Source organism: Actinotalea ferrariae CF5-4 (assembly GCF_000603945.1).
GTDB classification, from domain to species: Bacteria; Actinomycetota; Actinomycetes; order Actinomycetales; family Cellulomonadaceae; genus Actinotalea; species Actinotalea ferrariae.
In genome coordinates this window covers 1-15,849 of sequence record NZ_AXCW01000013.1, presented here as the reverse complement: position 1 = coordinate 15,849, position 15,849 = coordinate 1, and the positions used below count along the sequence as shown (strand labels likewise).

Here is a 15,849-nt window from a genome sequence, read left to right as displayed (position 1 = left end):
CCCGGACGTAGGCCGTCGTGCCCGGCTCGGCGAGGACGACGCCGTCGGCGTGCCGTCCGGCGACGGCGAGGGAGCGCGGGCCGCGCACGCCTGCCAGCACCGGGGGCGGCACGGCCGGCGGCGCCTCCAGCCGGACGCGGTCGAGGCGGACGTGCTGCCCGTCCGTGGTGACCTCCTCCCCGTGCAGGAGGGAGCGCAGGGCGGCGAGGTGCTCCTCGAGCAGCGTGAGCGGGCTCGCAGGCCAGGCGCCGACCTGGCGCATCCACGCGGGCATCCCGTGACCGACGCCCGCCACGAGGCGGCCGGGGAACAGCTCGGCGAGCGTGGCCAGCTCGAGGGCCTCGAACGCCACGTTGCGCGCGGCGGCGGGCAGGATGCCCACGCCCACCCTGATCCGCGACGTCGTGGCGAGGGCGACGGCGGCCTGCGCGACGCCGCCCCGGAAGAAGCAGTCCTCCACCACCCACAGCTCGTCGAAGCCGAGCGCCTCCGCGTCCCGCACGAAGGCCGGCAGGTCGGCGGCGGGCAGGTCCCGCGGGAGCAGGGCCCCGACGGTGAGGCTCGTGACGGTCATGGGTCCTCCTCGGGACGGCTCGGGACGGGCTCGGACAGGCTCAGGACAGGCGCAGCACCAGCTCGGTCAGCAGGGGCGCGACGACGAGGGCCGGCAGCATCGCCGCCACGGGCAGGTCCTCCCGGATGCGGAGCAGCCGGAGGGCGATGCCGACCAGCAGCAGGCCGCCGGTCGCGGTGAGCGCGGCGAGGTGCGGCTCGGGCAGGAACTGGCCCAGGACCATCCCCAGGAGCGTCAGGGCGCCCTGGACGACCCCGACGGACACCGCGGAGAGCAGCACACCGATGCCGAAGGTCGAGGCGAACGCGAGGGCGGCGAACCCGTCCAGGACCGACTTCAGGAGCAGCTGCTCGATCCCGCGGCCCAGCCCGTCGGACAGGCTGCCGAGCACGGCGAGCGGGCCGATGCAGAACAGCAGCGAGGCGGTGAGCCAGCCCTCGACGAACCGCTCCCGCCCGGCCAGGTCCGCACCGCGCCACCGTCGCGTGGTCCACGTGTGGACCTTGCCGCCGAGGCCCGCGAGGCGCTCCTCCAGGCGCAGGAGGGACCCGGCGATCCCGCCGATGAGCAGCGATCCGAGCACGACGAGGACGGGCGCGCCGGTCGGCAGCGCGTCGACGTAGACCGCGTCGGTCACGGCGACGGCGGACAGCGCCGCGAGCAGGAGCGTGACGAGCCCGAGGCTGTCGGTGACGACGCCGCGCGTGCGGGCGTGCAGCCGGTTCCCGACGGCGATCCCGACGAGGGAGCCGACGACGATCGTCGTCATGTTGATCAGGGTCCCCAGACCCGGGAGAGCGCCGTCCACGCGGGAACTGTAGAGGCCGGGGGAGCGGCTCGTGGGCCGCGCCGCCGCAACGGCCGGGGGAGCCCGGCGCGGCGCCGTCGGGAAGGGCCGTTGGTCCGCCCTCCTGCGGGACGGGAGTGCCACGATCAGGGGGACACGGGCGCAACGGGGCGCCCCCGTCCAGGAGGTGACGACGGATGTCCGAGACGACGGAGACCATCTGCCACTGGGAGCAGGTCCAGCGCCAGTGGAAGTGGGAGTGGGCCAGCTACCACCCCCACCCTGCGGTGTTCTGGGCCGCCGGCCCCGAGAGCGGGACGACCGAGCTCCTCGACGAGGCGGACCTCGCCGCCACGCCGCCCGACGTGGTCGTGGACCACTCGTACGGCAGCCGGTGGGAGAGGGTCTCCGGTACCGGCAGGGACGTCGTCGTCGCGACGGCCGACCTGCCCCCGGGCGTCGCACCGGCCGGTGAGGGCTGGCGGTCGGTCGTCCCGGTGGGCTGACGGGACCGTCCGGGCTCGCACCCGAGCCGGGCGCCCGCGCGCCCGGTGACGGCGCGGTCGCGGGTCCAGCAGACTCGCGCCATGGATGCCGGCGCCGTCACCGTCCGCCTGCCGTTCCGGCCACCGCTGCACCACCCGGGTCTCATGGCGTTCCTCCGTGCCCGGGCGGTCGCCGGGGTCGAGGTGGTGGACGGCGACACCTACCGCAGGTCGCTGCGGCTGCCGGGCGGTCCGGCGGTCGCCGAGGTGCGCCCCGCGGTGGGGTCGCCGCACCTCGAGTGCACGCTGTGGCCGAGCGACGGCCGTGACGTGGCCGACGCGGTGCAGCGGCTCCGCCGGCTCCTCGACCTCGATGCCGACCCCTCGACGGTCGACACGCACCTGGGCGCCGACCCGTTGCTCGGGCCGCTGGTGCGTGCAGCACCCGGGCGCCGCTCACCGGGCGCCGTCGACGGCGAGGAGCTCGCCGTGCGGGCGGTGCTCGGACAGCAGGTGTCCGTGGCGGCCGCCCGGACGCTCGCGGGCCGTCTGGTGAAGGCGCTGGGGGAGCCGCTCCCTGCCCCCCGCGGAGGCGTCACGCACCTGTTCCCCGACATGCCGACGTTGGCTCGCGCCGGGGAGTCGCGGCTGCCGGCCATGCCGAGCAGCCGCCGCCGGACCCTGCGGGCGCTCGCGGCGGCCGCCGCCGACGGCGGGGTGCGGCTGGGCCCCGAGGAGGACCCGGACGAGGTCACAGGTCGGCTCCTGGCGCTGCCCGGGATCGGTCCGTGGACGGCCGGCTACATCAGGATGCGGGCCCTGGCCGACGGCGACGTCTTCCTGCCGACGGACGCCGGTGTGCGGAACGCGCTGCTCCGGCTCGGGGTCGCGTCGGACCCCGGGAGCGCGAGCGACCGGGCGCGGTGCTGGGCACCCTGGCGGTCCTACGCGCTGCACCACCTGTGGGCGTCAGCAGTCGGCCCGGCGTAGGTTCCCCCGCCGGCGTCCGACACGCGCGCCTGCCCGACCCGCGCGCCTGCCCGACCCGCGCGCTGTCACCTCCTGTGGACGAGCACCGTGGTGCCCAGGGGCGCCCCCCAGGTGTCCCAGATCCAGTTCATCGCGGCGTTCGACACGCGGACGCACCCGTGGGAGGCGGGCCAGGGCGGCACGGACGCCGACCCGTGGACGGCCCAGCCGTGGTGGAAGTACTTCGGTCGGTACATCGATCCGAGCTCGAGCGTGGACTCGTGCATCGCGTCGATCTGCCGGAACAGCTCGAAGCTGCCCGTCGGCGTGGTGGCGCGCAGCTGACGGCCCAGCGCCGTGTAGGTCTCGCCGTTGCCCGACGACGCGTTGACGATGCGCGTGACCACGCCGTCGTCGACCGCGAGCAGGACCTGCCGGTCGAGGTCGATCTCGATCACCCGGCCCGTGGTCGTGCGCGGCGTCGGCCGGACCCCCGCCTCGAGTGCCGCCCTCGTCGCCGGGCCGACGATCCCGTCACGGGTCAGACCCGCGACCTTCTGGAGCGCCCACACCGCCTGCTGCGTGCCCGCGCCGAAGTCGCCGTCGACCCGGTTGACGAAGTAGCCCAGGTCGTCCAGGCGCTGCTGCAGCGCCAGGATGGCCTCGCCCGAGTCCCCGCGACGCAGGGCACCGGGCTCGGCGCTCTCCGGCGCGGCAGGGGAGGCCTCCTCGGTCGGAGTGGGCTCGGGTGCCGGCGGGGTGGGTGTGACGTCCTCGCCCGGCTCGACCGGTGGGGCGGTCGCGGACGGGGTCGAGGTCGCGGACGGGGAGGGTGTCGCGGACGGGGAGGGCGTCGCGACGGGTGGGGTGGGATCGACCGGTGGCGCGGAGGTCACGGGTCGGGGCGAGGCGTCGCTGGGGGAAGGCCGAGCCGACGGCGCCGACGGAGCCGACGGAGCCTCGCTCGAGGTGACCGGTGCGGCGGTGCAGCCGGACAGCGACGACGCCGCGGCGACCAGGACGGCGAGCGCACCGGCCAGGACGGTGCGTCGCCTCCCGAGACGCGACGACGGCGTGGTGCGGATCGACATGGCTACCCCCAGCTCGGACGGCCGCGCGGCCCCCTCCCCATCCTGGCGTGCGGGCGGGCCGGATCGACGGGTCCTGCGGTGCCTGGCGTGGCGGACCCACGCGCCGTGATCGGCGGACCCGCGAGCCGGCCGTCGGGCGCTATCCTCCCGCCACACCTCCCGAGGACGAAAGGTGCAGCCCGTGGCCGCAGCCGACATCACTGCCGAGGGCGGCGCCGCGCCGTCCACGATCCCGGGCCCCCGCCCGCTGGAGCCGCTCGGCGTCGAGGTGCCGTCCACGGTGCCGACGCACTGGTACAACCTCGCGGCGGACCTGCCCGTGCCGGTGCCGCCGCACCTGCACCCCGGGACCCACGAGCCGCTCGGCCCGGAGGACCTCGCACCGCTGTTCCCGATGGCGCTCATCCAGCAGGAGGTCACCACCGAGCGGTACGTGGAGATCCCGCAGACGGTGCGGGAGATCTATGCGATGTGGCGGCCCTCCCCGCTGGTCCGCGCCCACCGCCTCGAGCGGGCCCTCGGGACCCGGGCACGCGTCTACTACAAGTACGAGGGTGTCAGCCCGGTCGGCTCCCACAAGCCGAACACCGCGGTGGCGCAGGCGTACTACAACGCCGTCGAGGGGGTCATGCGCCTCACCACGGAGACGGGCGCCGGGCAGTGGGGCGCCTCCCTGTCCATGGCGTGCGCCCTGCTCGGGATGACCTGCGAGGTGTGGCAGGTCCGTGCCTCCTACGACTCGAAGCCGTACCGGCGGATGCAGATGGAGACCTACGGCGGGATCTGCCACCCGTCGCCGTCGGACCTCACCGAGGCCGGGCGCGCGATGCTCGCCAAGGACCCCGACACCACCGGGTCGCTGGGCATGGCGATCAGCGAGGCCGTCGAGGCGGCCGTGAAGGACCCGGGAGCCCACTACTCCCTCGGCTCGGTGCTCAACCACGTCATGCTCCACCAGAGCGTCATCGGGCAGGAGGTGCTCGTCCAGCTCGCCGAGGCGGGGGAGCGCCAGGCCGACGTCGTCTTCGGCTGCGCCGGCGGCGGGTCGAACCTGGGTGGCCTCACCTTCCCGCTCATCGGGCAGAACCTCCGCGAGGGGACGACGACGCGCGCCGTCGCCTGCGAGCCGGCCGCGTGCCCGTCGCTGACGCAGGGCGAGTACCGGTACGACCACGGCGACGTGGCCGGTCTGACGCCGCTGCTCAAGATGCACACGCTCGGCAACGACTTCGTGCCGCCGGCCATCCACGCGGGTGGGCTGCGGTACCACGGGATGTCACCGATGGTGTCGCACGCGGTGGAGCTCGGGCTCATGGAGGCGGTGGCCGTCGAGCAGGACGACGCCTTCGCCGCCGGGATCGAGTTCGCCCGCGCCGAGGGGCTCATCCCCGCTCCGGAGTCGACCCACGCCGTCGCGGCGGCGATGGCGTACGCCCGGACGTCCGCCTCCGACGGCGAGGTCGTCGTCATCGGACTGTCCGGGAACGGCGTGCTGGACCTGGCCGCCTACTCCGCGTACGTCTGACGAGGTCGGACGCGGGGCCGCCGCGATGGGATGACGCGCGCGTCGTCGTGCCGCGGCGCTCCGGCTCGGTGCCAGGACCGGATGACGGCTCACGCGACGAAGAGCGGGTCACCCCGCCGCACGGTACGACCGCCGGCCAAGCCCGTCCGGCTTGGTGCACGACCGGCCCCGATGGGCACGGGTGGGCAGGGTGTGGGCAGGCGGTGCGCACGGACATGCAGAAGGCCCCGTGGAGACGGGGCCTGACCTGCGGTTCTCCTGTGCTCCCGCGACTGGACTCGAACCAGTAACCGTCCGATTAACAGTCGGATGCTCTGCCAATTGAGCTACGCGGGATCGCGCGGTTCGCAATGCTACCCGAACTCCGGCGGTCCTCGGGCACCGGCGTGTCGCGGCGCGGGCGGGGTGCCGGCGGGGCCGTGGTGACCCGTCGCCGGCTCCTCAGCGCAGCCCCGCGGCCTCGCGCACCCGGGCCTCCGCGGCGTCGACCGCGGCGGCGGTCGCTGGGTCGGTGAGGTCGACGTCGCCCGCGCCGATCACCTGGGTGACGAGCGTGCCGTCGACGGTGCGGCGCAGGACGACGCGCACCGTACGACCCCGGTCCAGCTCGACCTTCTCGCCGTGCACGACCGAGGACTGCACCCGGTCGTGGACGGCCCGGGCGACGGCCCGTGCGGCGTCCTCGACCAGGGGCACGACCGTCGCCGGCGTGCCGTCGACCCAGGTCACCGTGAGCGCTCCCGACTCCGGGTCCAGCCGGGCGCCGTCGACGTCGGTCCAGGCCCGGCGGAGCACCTCCGTGCCGTCGACGACCAGCCCGCTCCGGGTGGCGACGATCCAGCCTCCGGTCGTCGTGGGCCCGGCCGCCAGGGGCGCGTCCGGCCCGGTGAGCCCGAGGCGCGCGCGGACCGCGTCGGGAAGGGTCGGGCGTCGGCGGCGCAGCAGGGGCATGGGTCCACGGTAGGCGGTACCAGGGGTGTGCCTCTGCGCGTCAGCAGACGTCGGTGTCACGGATCAGCCGCCTCACCGTCAACCGTCAGCCGAAGCACTCCACGAGGAGGTGGGCCAGGTGGGGCTTGAACCCACGACCGACGGATTATGAGTCCGCTGCTCTGACCGGCTGAGCTACTGGCCCTCGCGGTGCGCCAGGCTAGCAAGGGCGCGAGGGCTCGAGGCGTCGGGGGAGCGCTCGGATCGCGATCCGGCGGCGGGTTCGGCCGCACCGCGTCTTTCTCACGGGTGAAAATCGGCGCCACCGCTGGTCCTGGCGACCGGATCCGCACAGACTGCACGCGTGGACGAACTGGTGGTGGTGGTGACGGACGCGGACGTGAGCGCAGCCCGCGACGCCGTGCGCCGCGCCCAGACCGAGAAGGCCTCCCCGGAGCGTCTGGCGCTGCTGCGTCGGGACCTCGAGCAGCTCTACCGCCTCCAGGCCCGGCAGATGATCGAGGAGTTCCGGCAGCGCGAGCGGAGCTGAGCGCGCCCGCGCACCTGCGTGCCGGGCGACCTCCGGACCGGCCGGACCGAGCCCAGCGGCGCACGTCACTCCGGGGCATGTCGGTCCAGGAACGCGAACACCTCCGTCTGGTCCACGCCGGGGAACGCGCCGACGGGCAGGGCCGCGAGCATGCTCGCGTGCGGCCGGGCTGCGGGCCACGCACGTCCCTCCCACCGCGCGGCGAGGTCCGAGGGTGGGCGGCGGCAGCAGTCCGGCTCCGGGCACCGCGAGACCGCGCGCTCCTTGGTCTCCCGCCCGCGGAACCACCGCACCTGGGCGAAGGGCACGCCGACGCTCACCGAGAACGTCCCCTCGGCCCCGCCCTGGACGCGTGAGGTGCACCAGTACGTGCCCGTCGGCGTGTCCGTGTACTGGTAGTAGGGGCTGAACCGGTCCGGCACCGCGAAGACGACGCGGGCGGTCCAGCGCCGGCACACCGGCTGGCCCTCGATGGCGCCGAGCGCGTCGCTGGGGAAGCGGACGCCGTCGTTCTCGTACGCCTTGTGCAGCGTGCCGTCCTCGTGCACCTTCATGAAGTGCACGGGGATGCCCAGGTGCCGCGTCGCGAGGTTGGTGAACCGGTGCGCCGCCGTCTCGTACGGCACCCCGAACGCGTCGCGCAGGTCCTCCACTGACAGCCGCCGCTCGGCCTTGGCGCTGCTCAGCATGGCGACGGCGGCGTCCTCGGGCACCAGCACGGCGGCCGCGAGGTAGTTGGTCTGCACGCGCTGGCGCAGGAAGTCGCCGTAGTCGGCCGGCTCGCCGTGGCCGAGCACGTGCGCGGCCACGGCCTGGAGCACCACCGACCGGGGGTCCGTCGAGGCGCTCGGCGCGTGCGGGAGGTAGATCCGGCCGTGCGCCGTGTCCGTGACCGACCGGGTCGAGTGCGGCAGGTCGTGCACGTGGTGCAGCGTGAAGCCCAGGTGGGCGGCGATCTCCGCGGTGGCGCGCTGGGAGAGGGGGCCGCCGGTGTGCCCGACGGCGTCCAGGAGCGCGCGGGCGTGGGCCTCGAGGTCCCCGAACCAGTTGTCCTGGTCGCGCATCGTGGCGCGCAGCTCCGTGTTGGCGCGCCGGGCCTCCTCGGGCGTGGCGGCGCGCTCGCCGAGCAGCCGGGCGATCTCCCGCTGGAGGGCGACCACCGTCTCCAGCGCGTCCGTGGGCAGCGACCGGCCGACCTTGACCTGCGGCAGCCCGAGCGCCGCGTGCAGGGGCCCGCGCTGCGCGCGTTCCAGCTCGATCTCCAGCGCGGCCCGGCGGCTCGGCGGCTCGGGGGACAGCAGGTCGGCCAGCGTCACGCCCAGGGCGGAGGCCACCTGCTCCAGGAGCGACAGCCGCGCCTCGCGGCGGCCGTTCTCCAGGACGGAGATCTGGGACGGCGCCCGGCCGACGGCGGCGCCCAGGTCCTCCAGGGTCATGCCGCGGTGCGTCCGGAGGTGCCGGACGCGCCGGCCGATGACGAGCGGGTCGACCGCGGACGGGGGGCCGGCGGACGCCACGGCGGCGGGGCGGGCGGCTCGGGACGGGGTCGCGGGTGCCATGACTCACCGTGGCATCCCGGGCGCCGTCCCCGGGAGGTTCTCGGGAGTAGAAGAACGCGACTTCTTCTGCGTCCCGGACGCCCCAAGACCCCTTGACCTTGCCCCACGGTGGTGAGCACAGCCGACCCGGCGACCGCTCGACATCGAGGAGAAGGCCATGACGACCACGACCACGACGACCAGCCCCGCCACCGCCCCGCGCACGGTCGGCGACCCGACGAGGACCGACGCCGCGCAGGGGGCGGCGCCGATCCGGGCCGGGGACCACCGCCGCAGCGCCGACGAGCTCGCCCGGGCCTGGGCGACCGACCCCCGCTGGTCGGGGGTCCGGCGCGACTGGAGCCCGGCCGACGTCGTCGCCCTGCGCGGTTCGCTCGGCGAGGAGCACACGCTCGCCCGCCGGGGCGCCGAGCGGCTCTGGGAGCTGCTGCACTCCCGCGACCTCGTCGCCGCCCTCGGGGCGCTGACCGGGAACCAGGCGGTCCAGCAGGTCCGTGCCGGCCTGGAGGCGATCTACCTCTCGGGCTGGCAGGTCGCGGCCGACGCGAACCTCGCGGGCCAGACCTACCCCGACCAGAGCCTGTACCCGGCGGACTCGGTGCCGGCCGTGGTCCGGCGGATCAACAACGCCCTGCTGCGCGCGGACCAGGTCGAGACGGCCGAGCACGGGGCGCCGCGCCGGGAGTGGCTGGCCCCGATCGTCGCCGACGCCGAGGCCGGCTTCGGAGGCCCGCTCAACGCCTACGAGCTCATGCGGGCGATGATCGCCGCCGGGGCCGCCGGGGTGCACTGGGAGGACCAGCTCGCGGCGGAGAAGAAGTGCGGTCACCTGGGCGGCAAGGTCCTGGTGCCCACCTCCCAGCACGTGCGCACCCTGAGTGCGGCACGGCTCGCGGCGGACGTGGCGGACGTCCCGACCGTCGTGATCGCCCGCACCGACGCCCTCGCGGCGGACCTGCTCACCTCCGACGTCGACGAGCGCGACCACCCGTTCCTCACCGGCGAGCGCACCGCGGAGGGCTACCACCGCGTCCGCCCCGGCCTGGACGCCGTCGTCGCCCGGGGCCTGGCCTACGCGGAGTACGCCGACATGCTCTGGGTCGAGACCGGCGAGCCGGACCTCGCCCTGGCGCGGGAGTTCGCCGAGCGCATCCACGCCCGCTTCCCGGGCAAGCTGCTGGCCTACAACTGCTCCCCGTCGTTCAACTGGCGGGCCCACCTGGACGACGCGACGATCGCCCGCTTCCAGCGCGAGCTGGCCGCCTACGGCTACCGGTTCCAGTTCGTCACCCTCGCCGGCTTCCACGCCCTGAACCACTCGATGTTCACCCTCGCCCGTGGCTACGCGGCCCGGGGGATGAGCGCCTACGTCGAGCTCCAGGAGGCCGAGATCGCCTCCGAGGCCGACGGCTACACCGCCACGCGCCACCAGCGCGAGGTCGGCACCGGCTACTTCGACCGGGTCGCGACCACGATCGACCCCCGCAGCACCACGACCGCCATGGCCGGCTCCACGGAGACGGCCCAGTTCACCGGAGGGCAGCAGCGATGACCACGACGGCGCTCCCGCGCACCACCACGACGACGACGCCGGGGACGTGGGCCCCCGCGGCCGACGGGACGGCTCCCGGCACCCTGCGCGTCGTCGGTCCCGAGGTCCCCGGCAGCGCGGAGGTGCTCACCGACGAGGCGCTCGCGTTCGTCGCCGCGCTGCACACGCGGTTCCTCGGGCGGCGCAACGAGCTGCTCGCCGCGCGCCAGGAGCGCCGGCAGCGGTACGCCGACGGCGCCGACCCCGGCTTCCTGCCCGAGACGGCCCACGTGCGCGCGGACCGCACGTGGCGGGTGGCCGGTGCCGGCCCGGGGCTGGAGGACCGGCGCGTGGAGATCACCGGGCCCACCGACCGCCGGATGGCGGTCAACGCGCTGAACTCCGGGGCGCAGGTCTGGCTGGCCGACCTCGAGGACGCCACGTCCCCGACCTGGCGGAACGTCGTCGGCGGGCAGCACAGCCTGCTCGACGCGTTCCGCGGCCGGCTGGACTTCACGACCGCCGAGGGCAAGGAGTACCGCGTCGGCCCGACGACGCCGACCGTGGTGATGCGGCCGCGAGGCTGGCACCTCGCCGAGAAGCACCTGGCCTACGTCGACCGGGCCGGCCAGGAGGTGGCGGCCTGCGCGAGCCTCGTCGACGCGGGGCTTTACCTGTTCCACAACGCGCGGCTGCTCGTCGACGCGGGCCGGGGGCCGTACCTGTACCTGCCCAAGCTCGAGGGCCACCTCGAGGCCCGGCTGTGGAACGACGTCTTCGTCGTGGCGCAGCAGATGCTCGGCCTGCCGCACGGCACGATCCGCGCGACCGTCCTCATCGAGACGCTGCCGGCAGCGTTCGAGATGGAGGAGATCCTCTGGGAGCTGCGGGACCACTGCGCGGGCCTCAACGCGGGGCGCTGGGACTACCTGTTCAGCGTCATCAAGACGTTCCGCTCCCGCGGGCGGCGGTACGTCCTGCCGGACCGGTCGCGGCTGACGATGGCGGTGCCGTTCCTGCGCGCCTACACCGAGCTCCTCGTCGCGACCTGCCACCGCCGGGGCGCCCACGCCATCGGGGGGATGTCGGCGTTCATCCCCGACCGGCGGGACCCTGCGGTGACCGCCCGGGCGCTGGAGCAGGTGCGGGCGGACAAGCAGCGCGAGGCCACCGCGGGCTACGACGGCACGTGGGTCGCCCACCCCGACCTCGTGCCCGTCGCCCGCGACGTGTTCGACGAGGTCCTCGGCGCCCGCCCGCACCAGCTCCACCGGCTGCGCGACGACGTCGTCGTGACCGCCCGCGACCTGCTCGACGTCGCCTCGGCGACGGGCGAGGTCACGGACGCCGGCGTGCGGACGAACGTGTCCGTCGCGCTGCGGTACCTCGCGTCGTGGCTGCGGGGCACCGGGGCCGCGGCGATCGACCACCTCATGGAGGACGCGGCCACCGCGGAGATCTCCCGCTCCCAGCTGTGGCAGTGGGTGCACCACGAGGTCGTCACCGCCGAGGGGACCCCGCTCACCCGCGCGTCCGTCGAGCGGGTCCTCGGCGAGGTGCTCGCCGAGCTGCCGCGGTCGACGGGGGACCGGTACGACGACGCCGCCGACGTGCTGCGGCAGGTCGCGCTCGCGGACGCGTTCCCGACGTTCCTGACCCTGTGCGCGTACTCCCAGCACCTGGTCGAGCGGGCCGACGGCCCGGGTGCCGGGGACCGGGACCCCGACGGGGCGGCTACCGTGGCCGGATGACCGACAGCCACCGGACGACGGGCAGGGCTGCCGGGCTGGCAGCCCTGCTCGCCGTCGCAGGGACGTTCCACCTCGTGACCCCACGCCCGTTCGAGCACCTCATCCCGCGGCGCCTCGGGCCGCCCCGGCCGTGGGTGCTCGGCAGCGGGGTGGCGGAGCTCGCGTGCGCCGCGGCGCTCGCCCACCCGACCAGCCGGCGCGCGGGCGCCTGGGCCACGGTGGCCCTGTTCGTCGCCGTGCTCCCCGGCAACGTCACCATGGCGGTGCGGTCCCGGCGTGGCCGGCCCGCCTACCGCGCCGTCGCGTGGGGCCGGCTCCCGCTGCAGGTGCCGCTGGTGCTCTGGGCGGTCCGGGTGGCCCAGGAGGCCCGGGAGGCCCGGTAGCCACGGGGGCCGCCGGTCAGGCCGGGAGCGGGTTCGCCAGGACGGTGCCCAGCAGGAAGAGGAGCGAGCCGGCGGCGAGACCCGCGACGGACCACCGGAACGTGCGGCGCTCGGCCTCGACCCGTCCCGCCTGGCCGTGCCGGTAGGCGGTGACGAGCAGGAGGGCGCCGACGAGGGTCAGGACGGCTCCGAGGGCGAGGGGCAGCGCTTCCACCCGGACAGTGTGCCCGGTCCGGGGGCGCGCCCAGGCCGGACGGGCAGGCCGGACCGCGTGGCGCGGTGGGGACGAGCGCCCGGAGACGACGAGGGCCGGGGCGTCGTGCCCCGGCCCTCGTGCGCCACGCTCGAGGTCGGGCGCCGCGGGCTGATTCCCGTGCGCCCGCCGTCCTCAGAGCCGGCTGGTGCCGTTGAACCCCGTGGACCGCTCGGTCTCGTCGGTGCCCGTGGTGGTGAAGGTCCCCAGCTCGTCGGGGGTGTTCACCGGCGCGCCGGTCGCGGTGTCCGCCGCGTGCTGCCCACCGGAGCCGCCGCCGAAGGGCAGCTTCTCCTTGAGCTCGGGCGCCTTCTCCTTGACGAAGCCGGACGCCTGCTCCTGCACCCCGGACACCTTCTCCTGGAGCTTCGGGTTCTCCCAGACCTTCTGCGCCTGGACCTTGATCTTCTCGAACTGCTGGCGTCCGGCGCGGGTGCCGAGCACGTAGCCCACGGCGCCGCCGGCCATGAACACTGCCTTGTTCTTCATGATGATCCCCTCTCGTTCGCACGGGGGCGCCTCGCGGGGCGCCGTCCCCAAGCCTCCAACGTAGGTCGGGGCGTCCCGGACCGCGCGCCAGGACCGCGCCGGGTCGGCAGCGGTCCGGTCGGCGCGAGCGACGGACCGGACCGGGAGCGGGGGTCAGCCGTCGTCGTGGAAGGATGTGGGCCATGGCGATGAGAGAGATCCGCACCGTGGGTGACCCGGTGCTGCGGACTCCGTGCGACCCCGTCACCACGGTCGACGACCGTGTGCGGTCGCTCGTGGAGGACCTGCTCGAGACGGTCGACCACGAGGGACGTGCGGGGCTGGCCGCCAACCAGATCGGCGTCAACCTGCGGGCGTTCTCCTGGAACATCGACGACGAGATCGGGTACGTGCTCAACCCCCGGATCGTCGAGCTGTCCGAGGACGAGTACCAGGACGGCGACGAGGGCTGCCTGTCCGTGCCGGGGCTCTGGTACCCCACGCAGCGCGCCTGGTACGCGCGCGTCGTCGGGGAGGACCTCGACGGCAAGGAGGTCGTCGTCGAGGGTGTGGAGCTCATGGCCCGCTGCCTCCAGCACGAGGTGGACCACCTGGACGGCAAGCTCTACCTGGACCGCCTGGAGCGGTCCGTCCGCAAGAAGGCGATGCGGGCGCTGCGGGAGCAGCTCGCCTGAGCCGTCGCCGCACCCGCGTCGCACCAGCCCGGGCCGAGGACGATCGGCGGGGGTGCTGGCGCGGGCGGGGGTCGTACGGCATGCTGGGCGCAGTACGCCGCAGAGGTGCCACGCGGTCGCCTGAGACGTCCGAGGTCGTTGGGGAAGACGAACCTCGACCATCAGGAGGATCGACATGGCTGGTGCCATCACCCGCGGTGTCCTGTTCGTGCACTCAGCACCCCGTGCTCTGTGCCCCCACATCGAGTGGGCGGCCGGCGGGGTCCTCGGCGCGCGCCTCTCGCTGGACTGGACGGAGCAGCCCGCCGCACCGGGGCTGTTCCGCGCCGAGCACTCCTGGCAGGGCGCCCAGGGGACGGGCGCGCGGCTCACGTCCGCGCTGCGCGGCTGGGCGCACCTGCGCTACGAGGTGACCGAGGAGGCCAGCCACGGTTCCGACGGCGGCCGGTGGAGCCACACCCCGGAGCTCGGCATCTTCCACGCCGTGACGGACGTCCACGGGAACACGCTCGTGCCCGAGGACCGCATCCGGGCGGCGCTGGAGCACGCGGCGGAGCCCGAGCGGCTGCGGCGCGAGCTCGACGTGGCCCTCGGCCAGGCGTGGGACGACGAGCTGGAGCCGTTCCGTTACGCGGGCGCGGGCGCACCGGTACGGTGGCTCCACCGCGTGGGATGAACCACCCCGTGGGCTGGACCAGCGCGTGAGGTGAGCAACCAGCGCGTGCGGTGAGCATCCAGCGCGTGAGGTGAGCACAGACCCGTCGGGACCGACGCTCGTCGTCCGTCCCGGCGCCTCGTCCGGGCCGTGGGGGCGGCACCCGGACGACGCAGCGCCCGGCACCATCGGTGCCGGGCGCTGCCCCTTGTCCGGATGCCTCGCCCACCCGAGCCGGGTCGGCGGGGCCGGGTCGGGTCGGCTCAGGCGGAGGTGACCACCAGGGCTACGTTGTGACCGCCGAACCCGAAGGAGTTGTTGATCGCGGCGATGCTGCCCGCGCGGAGCGCGCGCGGCTCGCGGACGAGGTCCAGGACCAGCTCGGGGTCCGGCTGGTCGACGTTGATGGTGGGCGGCGCGGTGCGGTCGTGCACCGCGAGGACCGTGAAGATCGTCTCGAGCGCACCGGCACCCCCGAGGAGGTGCCCCGTCATGGACTTCGTGGCCGAGAGCGCGACGCCGTCGGCCGCGTCCCCGAGCACGTCCCGGACGCTGCGGGCCTCGATGAGGTCACCGACGACCGTGGACGTCGCGTGCGCGTTGACGTGCACGACGTCCGCGGGAGAGACCTCAGCGTCCTGCAGGGCCGCGCGCAGGGCGGCGATCTGACCGCGGCCCGTCGGCTCCGGGGAGGTCATGTGGTAGCCGTCGGCGGACAGGCCCACCCCGGACAGCCGGGCGTAGACGCGGGCCCCGCGGGCGGCGGCGTGCGCGGCGCTCTCCAGCACGACGATGCCGGCGCCCTCGCCGAGGACGAACCCGTCGCGCTCGACGTCGTAGGGCCGCGACGCGCCGGCGGGGTCGTCGTTGCGCAGCGAGAGCGTGCGGGAGGCGGCGAACGCCGCGATCGGCATGGGGTGGATCGCCGCCTCGGTGCCGCCCGCGACGACGACGTCGGCACGGCCGCTGCGGATCATCTCGATGGCGTAGCCGATCGCCTCCGCACCGGACGCGCACGCGGAGACGAGAGCGTGGGCACCCGCGCGGGCGCCGAGCTCGAGCTCGACGTAGGCGGCTGGGGAGTTGGGCATGAGCATCGGGACCGTCATCGGCAGGACGCGGCGGGCGCCCTTCGCGCGCAGGGTGTCCCAGGCGTCGAGGGTCGTCCAGATGCCCCCGATGCCGGAGGAGACGACGACCCCCAGGCGGTCCGGGTCGATCTCCGGGGAGCCCGCGTCCGACCACGCCTCGCGCGCGGCGACGATGGCGTACTGCGCGGACGGGTCCATCCGCTTGGTCTCCGGCCGCGGCAGGACGTCCGCGGCCGGCACGGCCAGCTGGGCCGCGAAGCGGACGGGGATCTCGTAGGTGTCGGCCCAGTCGTTCTCGAGGGTCCGGGCGCCGGATGTCCCGGCGAGGGCGGCCTGCCAGGTGCTGGGCACGTCCCCGCCGAGCGGCGTGGTCGCGCCGAGACCGGTGACGACGACGTCGGGTGCGGTGGTCACGGTTCCTCCAGGTTCGCGGCGGGCCGCGGACGGGGTCCGCCCGAGGGGCGGGCGGGGCGGGCGCCGCGCCGTCGGCCGGGGCCGGGGGCGTGCGGGGCCGGTGCTGTGGTGGGTGCTGACGTGACCCGGGGGGTCACG

The 15,849-nt window shown here is 75.1% G+C and carries 17 protein-coding genes and 2 tRNA genes; 9 read left to right on the top strand and 10 right to left on the bottom strand.

Annotated elements, in window-relative coordinates; all coding sequences use genetic code 11:
* Positions 1–574: LLM class flavin-dependent oxidoreductase (locus N866_RS02365; protein WP_034222087.1), on the bottom strand; the 574-nt coding region annotated here is incomplete at its 3' end.
* A 40-nt stretch (positions 575–614) separates the two neighbouring features.
* The gene (locus N866_RS02360) at positions 615–1,382 is read right to left on the bottom strand and encodes a DUF554 domain-containing protein (protein WP_081802253.1); all 768 of its coding nucleotides are present in this window, start codon (positions 1,380–1,382) and stop codon (positions 615–617) included.
* Positions 1,383–1,558: 176 nt separating this feature from the next.
* On the opposite strand from N866_RS02360, the gene N866_RS02355 reads away from it, so the two are divergent.
* Together N866_RS02355 and N866_RS02350 are read left to right on the top strand one after the other, a co-directional pair.
* Complete coding sequence (locus tag N866_RS02355) at positions 1,559–1,867, top strand: hypothetical protein (protein WP_034222084.1); 309 nt, start codon at positions 1,559–1,561, stop codon at positions 1,865–1,867.
* 81 nt (positions 1,868–1,948) lie between these two features.
* Positions 1,949–2,836 carry a DNA-3-methyladenine glycosylase family protein gene (locus N866_RS02350; RefSeq protein ID WP_052022275.1) on the top strand — a complete coding sequence of 296 codons (888 nt, stop codon included), beginning with the start codon at positions 1,949–1,951 and terminating at the stop codon, positions 2,834–2,836.
* A 65-nt stretch (positions 2,837–2,901) separates the two neighbouring features.
* On the opposite strand, the gene N866_RS02345 is transcribed toward N866_RS02350, so the two are convergent.
* Entirely contained in the window at positions 2,902–3,906 is a 1,005-nt protein-coding gene (locus N866_RS02345) for a L,D-transpeptidase family protein (RefSeq protein ID WP_034222082.1), read from the bottom strand.
* A gap of 181 nt (positions 3,907–4,087) precedes the next feature.
* On the opposite strand from N866_RS02345, the gene N866_RS02340 reads away from it, so the two are divergent.
* Complete coding sequence (locus N866_RS02340; RefSeq protein ID WP_425393948.1) at positions 4,088–5,431, top strand: TrpB-like pyridoxal phosphate-dependent enzyme; 1,344 nt, start codon at positions 4,088–4,090, stop codon at positions 5,429–5,431.
* 263 nt (positions 5,432–5,694) lie between these two features.
* Here the strand turns inward: N866_RS02340 and N866_RS02335 are convergent.
* From N866_RS02335 to N866_RS02325, 3 genes are all read right to left on the bottom strand, one after another.
* A tRNA-Asn gene (locus N866_RS02335) sits at positions 5,695–5,767 on the bottom strand.
* A 105-nt stretch (positions 5,768–5,872) separates the two neighbouring features.
* Positions 5,873–6,382 carry a hypothetical protein gene (locus tag N866_RS02330; protein ID WP_034222080.1) on the bottom strand — a complete coding sequence of 170 codons (510 nt, stop codon included), beginning with the start codon at positions 6,380–6,382 and terminating at the stop codon, positions 5,873–5,875.
* Positions 6,383–6,492: 110 nt separating this feature from the next.
* Positions 6,493–6,566, bottom strand: a tRNA-Ile gene (locus tag N866_RS02325).
* Between the two features lie 159 nt (positions 6,567–6,725).
* On the opposite strand from N866_RS02325, the gene N866_RS20760 reads away from it, so the two are divergent.
* Complete coding sequence (locus tag N866_RS20760) at positions 6,726–6,911, top strand: hypothetical protein (RefSeq protein WP_155855158.1); 186 nt, start codon at positions 6,726–6,728, stop codon at positions 6,909–6,911.
* Between the two features lie 65 nt (positions 6,912–6,976).
* Here the strand turns inward: N866_RS20760 and N866_RS02320 are convergent, their stop codons facing one another.
* Entirely contained in the window at positions 6,977–8,470 is a 1,494-nt protein-coding gene (locus tag N866_RS02320) for a helix-turn-helix transcriptional regulator (protein WP_052022274.1), read from the bottom strand.
* A 157-nt stretch (positions 8,471–8,627) separates the two neighbouring features.
* Between N866_RS02320 and aceA the strand changes: the two genes are divergently transcribed.
* The 3 genes from aceA to N866_RS02305 are packed head-to-tail and all read left to right on the top strand — an operon-like array spanning position 8,628 to position 12,135.
* On the top strand, positions 8,628–10,022 hold the full coding sequence (gene aceA, locus N866_RS02315) for an isocitrate lyase (protein WP_081802252.1): 1,395 nt from the start codon (positions 8,628–8,630) through the stop codon (positions 10,020–10,022).
* The gene (gene aceB / locus N866_RS02310; RefSeq protein ID WP_081802251.1) at positions 10,019–11,752 is read left to right on the top strand and encodes a malate synthase A; all 1,734 of its coding nucleotides are present in this window, start codon (positions 10,019–10,021) and stop codon (positions 11,750–11,752) included. Before aceA ends, aceB begins: the two co-directional genes overlap by 4 nt.
* Positions 11,749–12,135: a DoxX family protein gene (locus N866_RS02305; RefSeq protein ID WP_034222078.1), complete on the top strand. Its 387-nt coding sequence runs from the start codon at positions 11,749–11,751 to the stop codon at positions 12,133–12,135. The genes aceB and N866_RS02305 overlap by 4 nt, the downstream gene beginning before the upstream one ends.
* A gap of 16 nt (positions 12,136–12,151) precedes the next feature.
* On the opposite strand, the gene N866_RS02300 is transcribed toward N866_RS02305, so the two are convergent.
* Both N866_RS02300 and N866_RS02295 read right to left on the bottom strand, forming a co-directional pair.
* Positions 12,152–12,349, bottom strand: a complete 198-nt coding sequence (locus N866_RS02300) for a hypothetical protein (RefSeq protein WP_034222076.1) — start codon at positions 12,347–12,349, stop codon at positions 12,152–12,154.
* A gap of 174 nt (positions 12,350–12,523) precedes the next feature.
* Positions 12,524–12,877 (bottom strand): YtxH domain-containing protein, encoded by a 354-nt coding sequence (locus tag N866_RS02295; protein WP_052022273.1) that lies wholly within the window; start codon positions 12,875–12,877, stop codon positions 12,524–12,526.
* A 182-nt stretch (positions 12,878–13,059) separates the two neighbouring features.
* On the opposite strand from N866_RS02295, the gene def reads away from it, so the two are divergent.
* A complete protein-coding gene (def, locus tag N866_RS02290; protein WP_034222074.1) occupies positions 13,060–13,551 on the top strand; it encodes a peptide deformylase in 492 nt (163 codons plus the stop codon).
* A gap of 175 nt (positions 13,552–13,726) precedes the next feature.
* Positions 13,727–14,227 (top strand): DUF3145 domain-containing protein, encoded by a 501-nt coding sequence (locus tag N866_RS02285; protein WP_034222072.1) that lies wholly within the window; start codon positions 13,727–13,729, stop codon positions 14,225–14,227.
* Between the two features lie 242 nt (positions 14,228–14,469).
* On the opposite strand, the gene N866_RS02280 is transcribed toward N866_RS02285, so the two are convergent.
* Positions 14,470–15,711, bottom strand: coding sequence for a beta-ketoacyl-[acyl-carrier-protein] synthase family protein (locus N866_RS02280; protein ID WP_034222070.1), 1,242 nt, complete (start codon positions 15,709–15,711; stop codon positions 14,470–14,472).
* Positions 15,712–15,849: the final 138 nt, after the last annotated feature.

Bases quoted from the DNA above. Each gene is read 5' to 3' on its own strand.
- N866_RS02285 (WP_034222072.1), top strand. From the start codon at position 13,727: ATGGCTGGTGCCATCACCCGCGGTGTCCTGTTCGTGCACTCAGCACCC.
- N866_RS02320 (WP_052022274.1), bottom strand. From the start codon at position 8,470: ATGGCACCCGCGACCCCGTCCCGAGCCGCCCGCCCCGCCGCCGTGGCG.
- aceB (WP_081802251.1), top strand. From the start codon at position 10,019: ATGACCACGACGGCGCTCCCGCGCACCACCACGACGACGACGCCGGGG.
- def (WP_034222074.1), top strand. From the start codon at position 13,060: ATGGCGATGAGAGAGATCCGCACCGTGGGTGACCCGGTGCTGCGGACT.
- aceA (WP_081802252.1), top strand. From the start codon at position 8,628: ATGACGACCACGACCACGACGACCAGCCCCGCCACCGCCCCGCGCACG.
- N866_RS02350 (WP_052022275.1), top strand. From the start codon at position 1,949: ATGGATGCCGGCGCCGTCACCGTCCGCCTGCCGTTCCGGCCACCGCTG.
- N866_RS02305 (WP_034222078.1), top strand. From the start codon at position 11,749: ATGACCGACAGCCACCGGACGACGGGCAGGGCTGCCGGGCTGGCAGCC.
- N866_RS02345 (WP_034222082.1), bottom strand. From the start codon at position 3,906: ATGTCGATCCGCACCACGCCGTCGTCGCGTCTCGGGAGGCGACGCACC.
- N866_RS02295 (WP_052022273.1), bottom strand. From the start codon at position 12,877: ATGAAGAACAAGGCAGTGTTCATGGCCGGCGGCGCCGTGGGCTACGTG.
- N866_RS02330 (WP_034222080.1), bottom strand. From the start codon at position 6,382: ATGCCCCTGCTGCGCCGCCGACGCCCGACCCTTCCCGACGCGGTCCGC.
- N866_RS02355 (WP_034222084.1), top strand. From the start codon at position 1,559: ATGTCCGAGACGACGGAGACCATCTGCCACTGGGAGCAGGTCCAGCGC.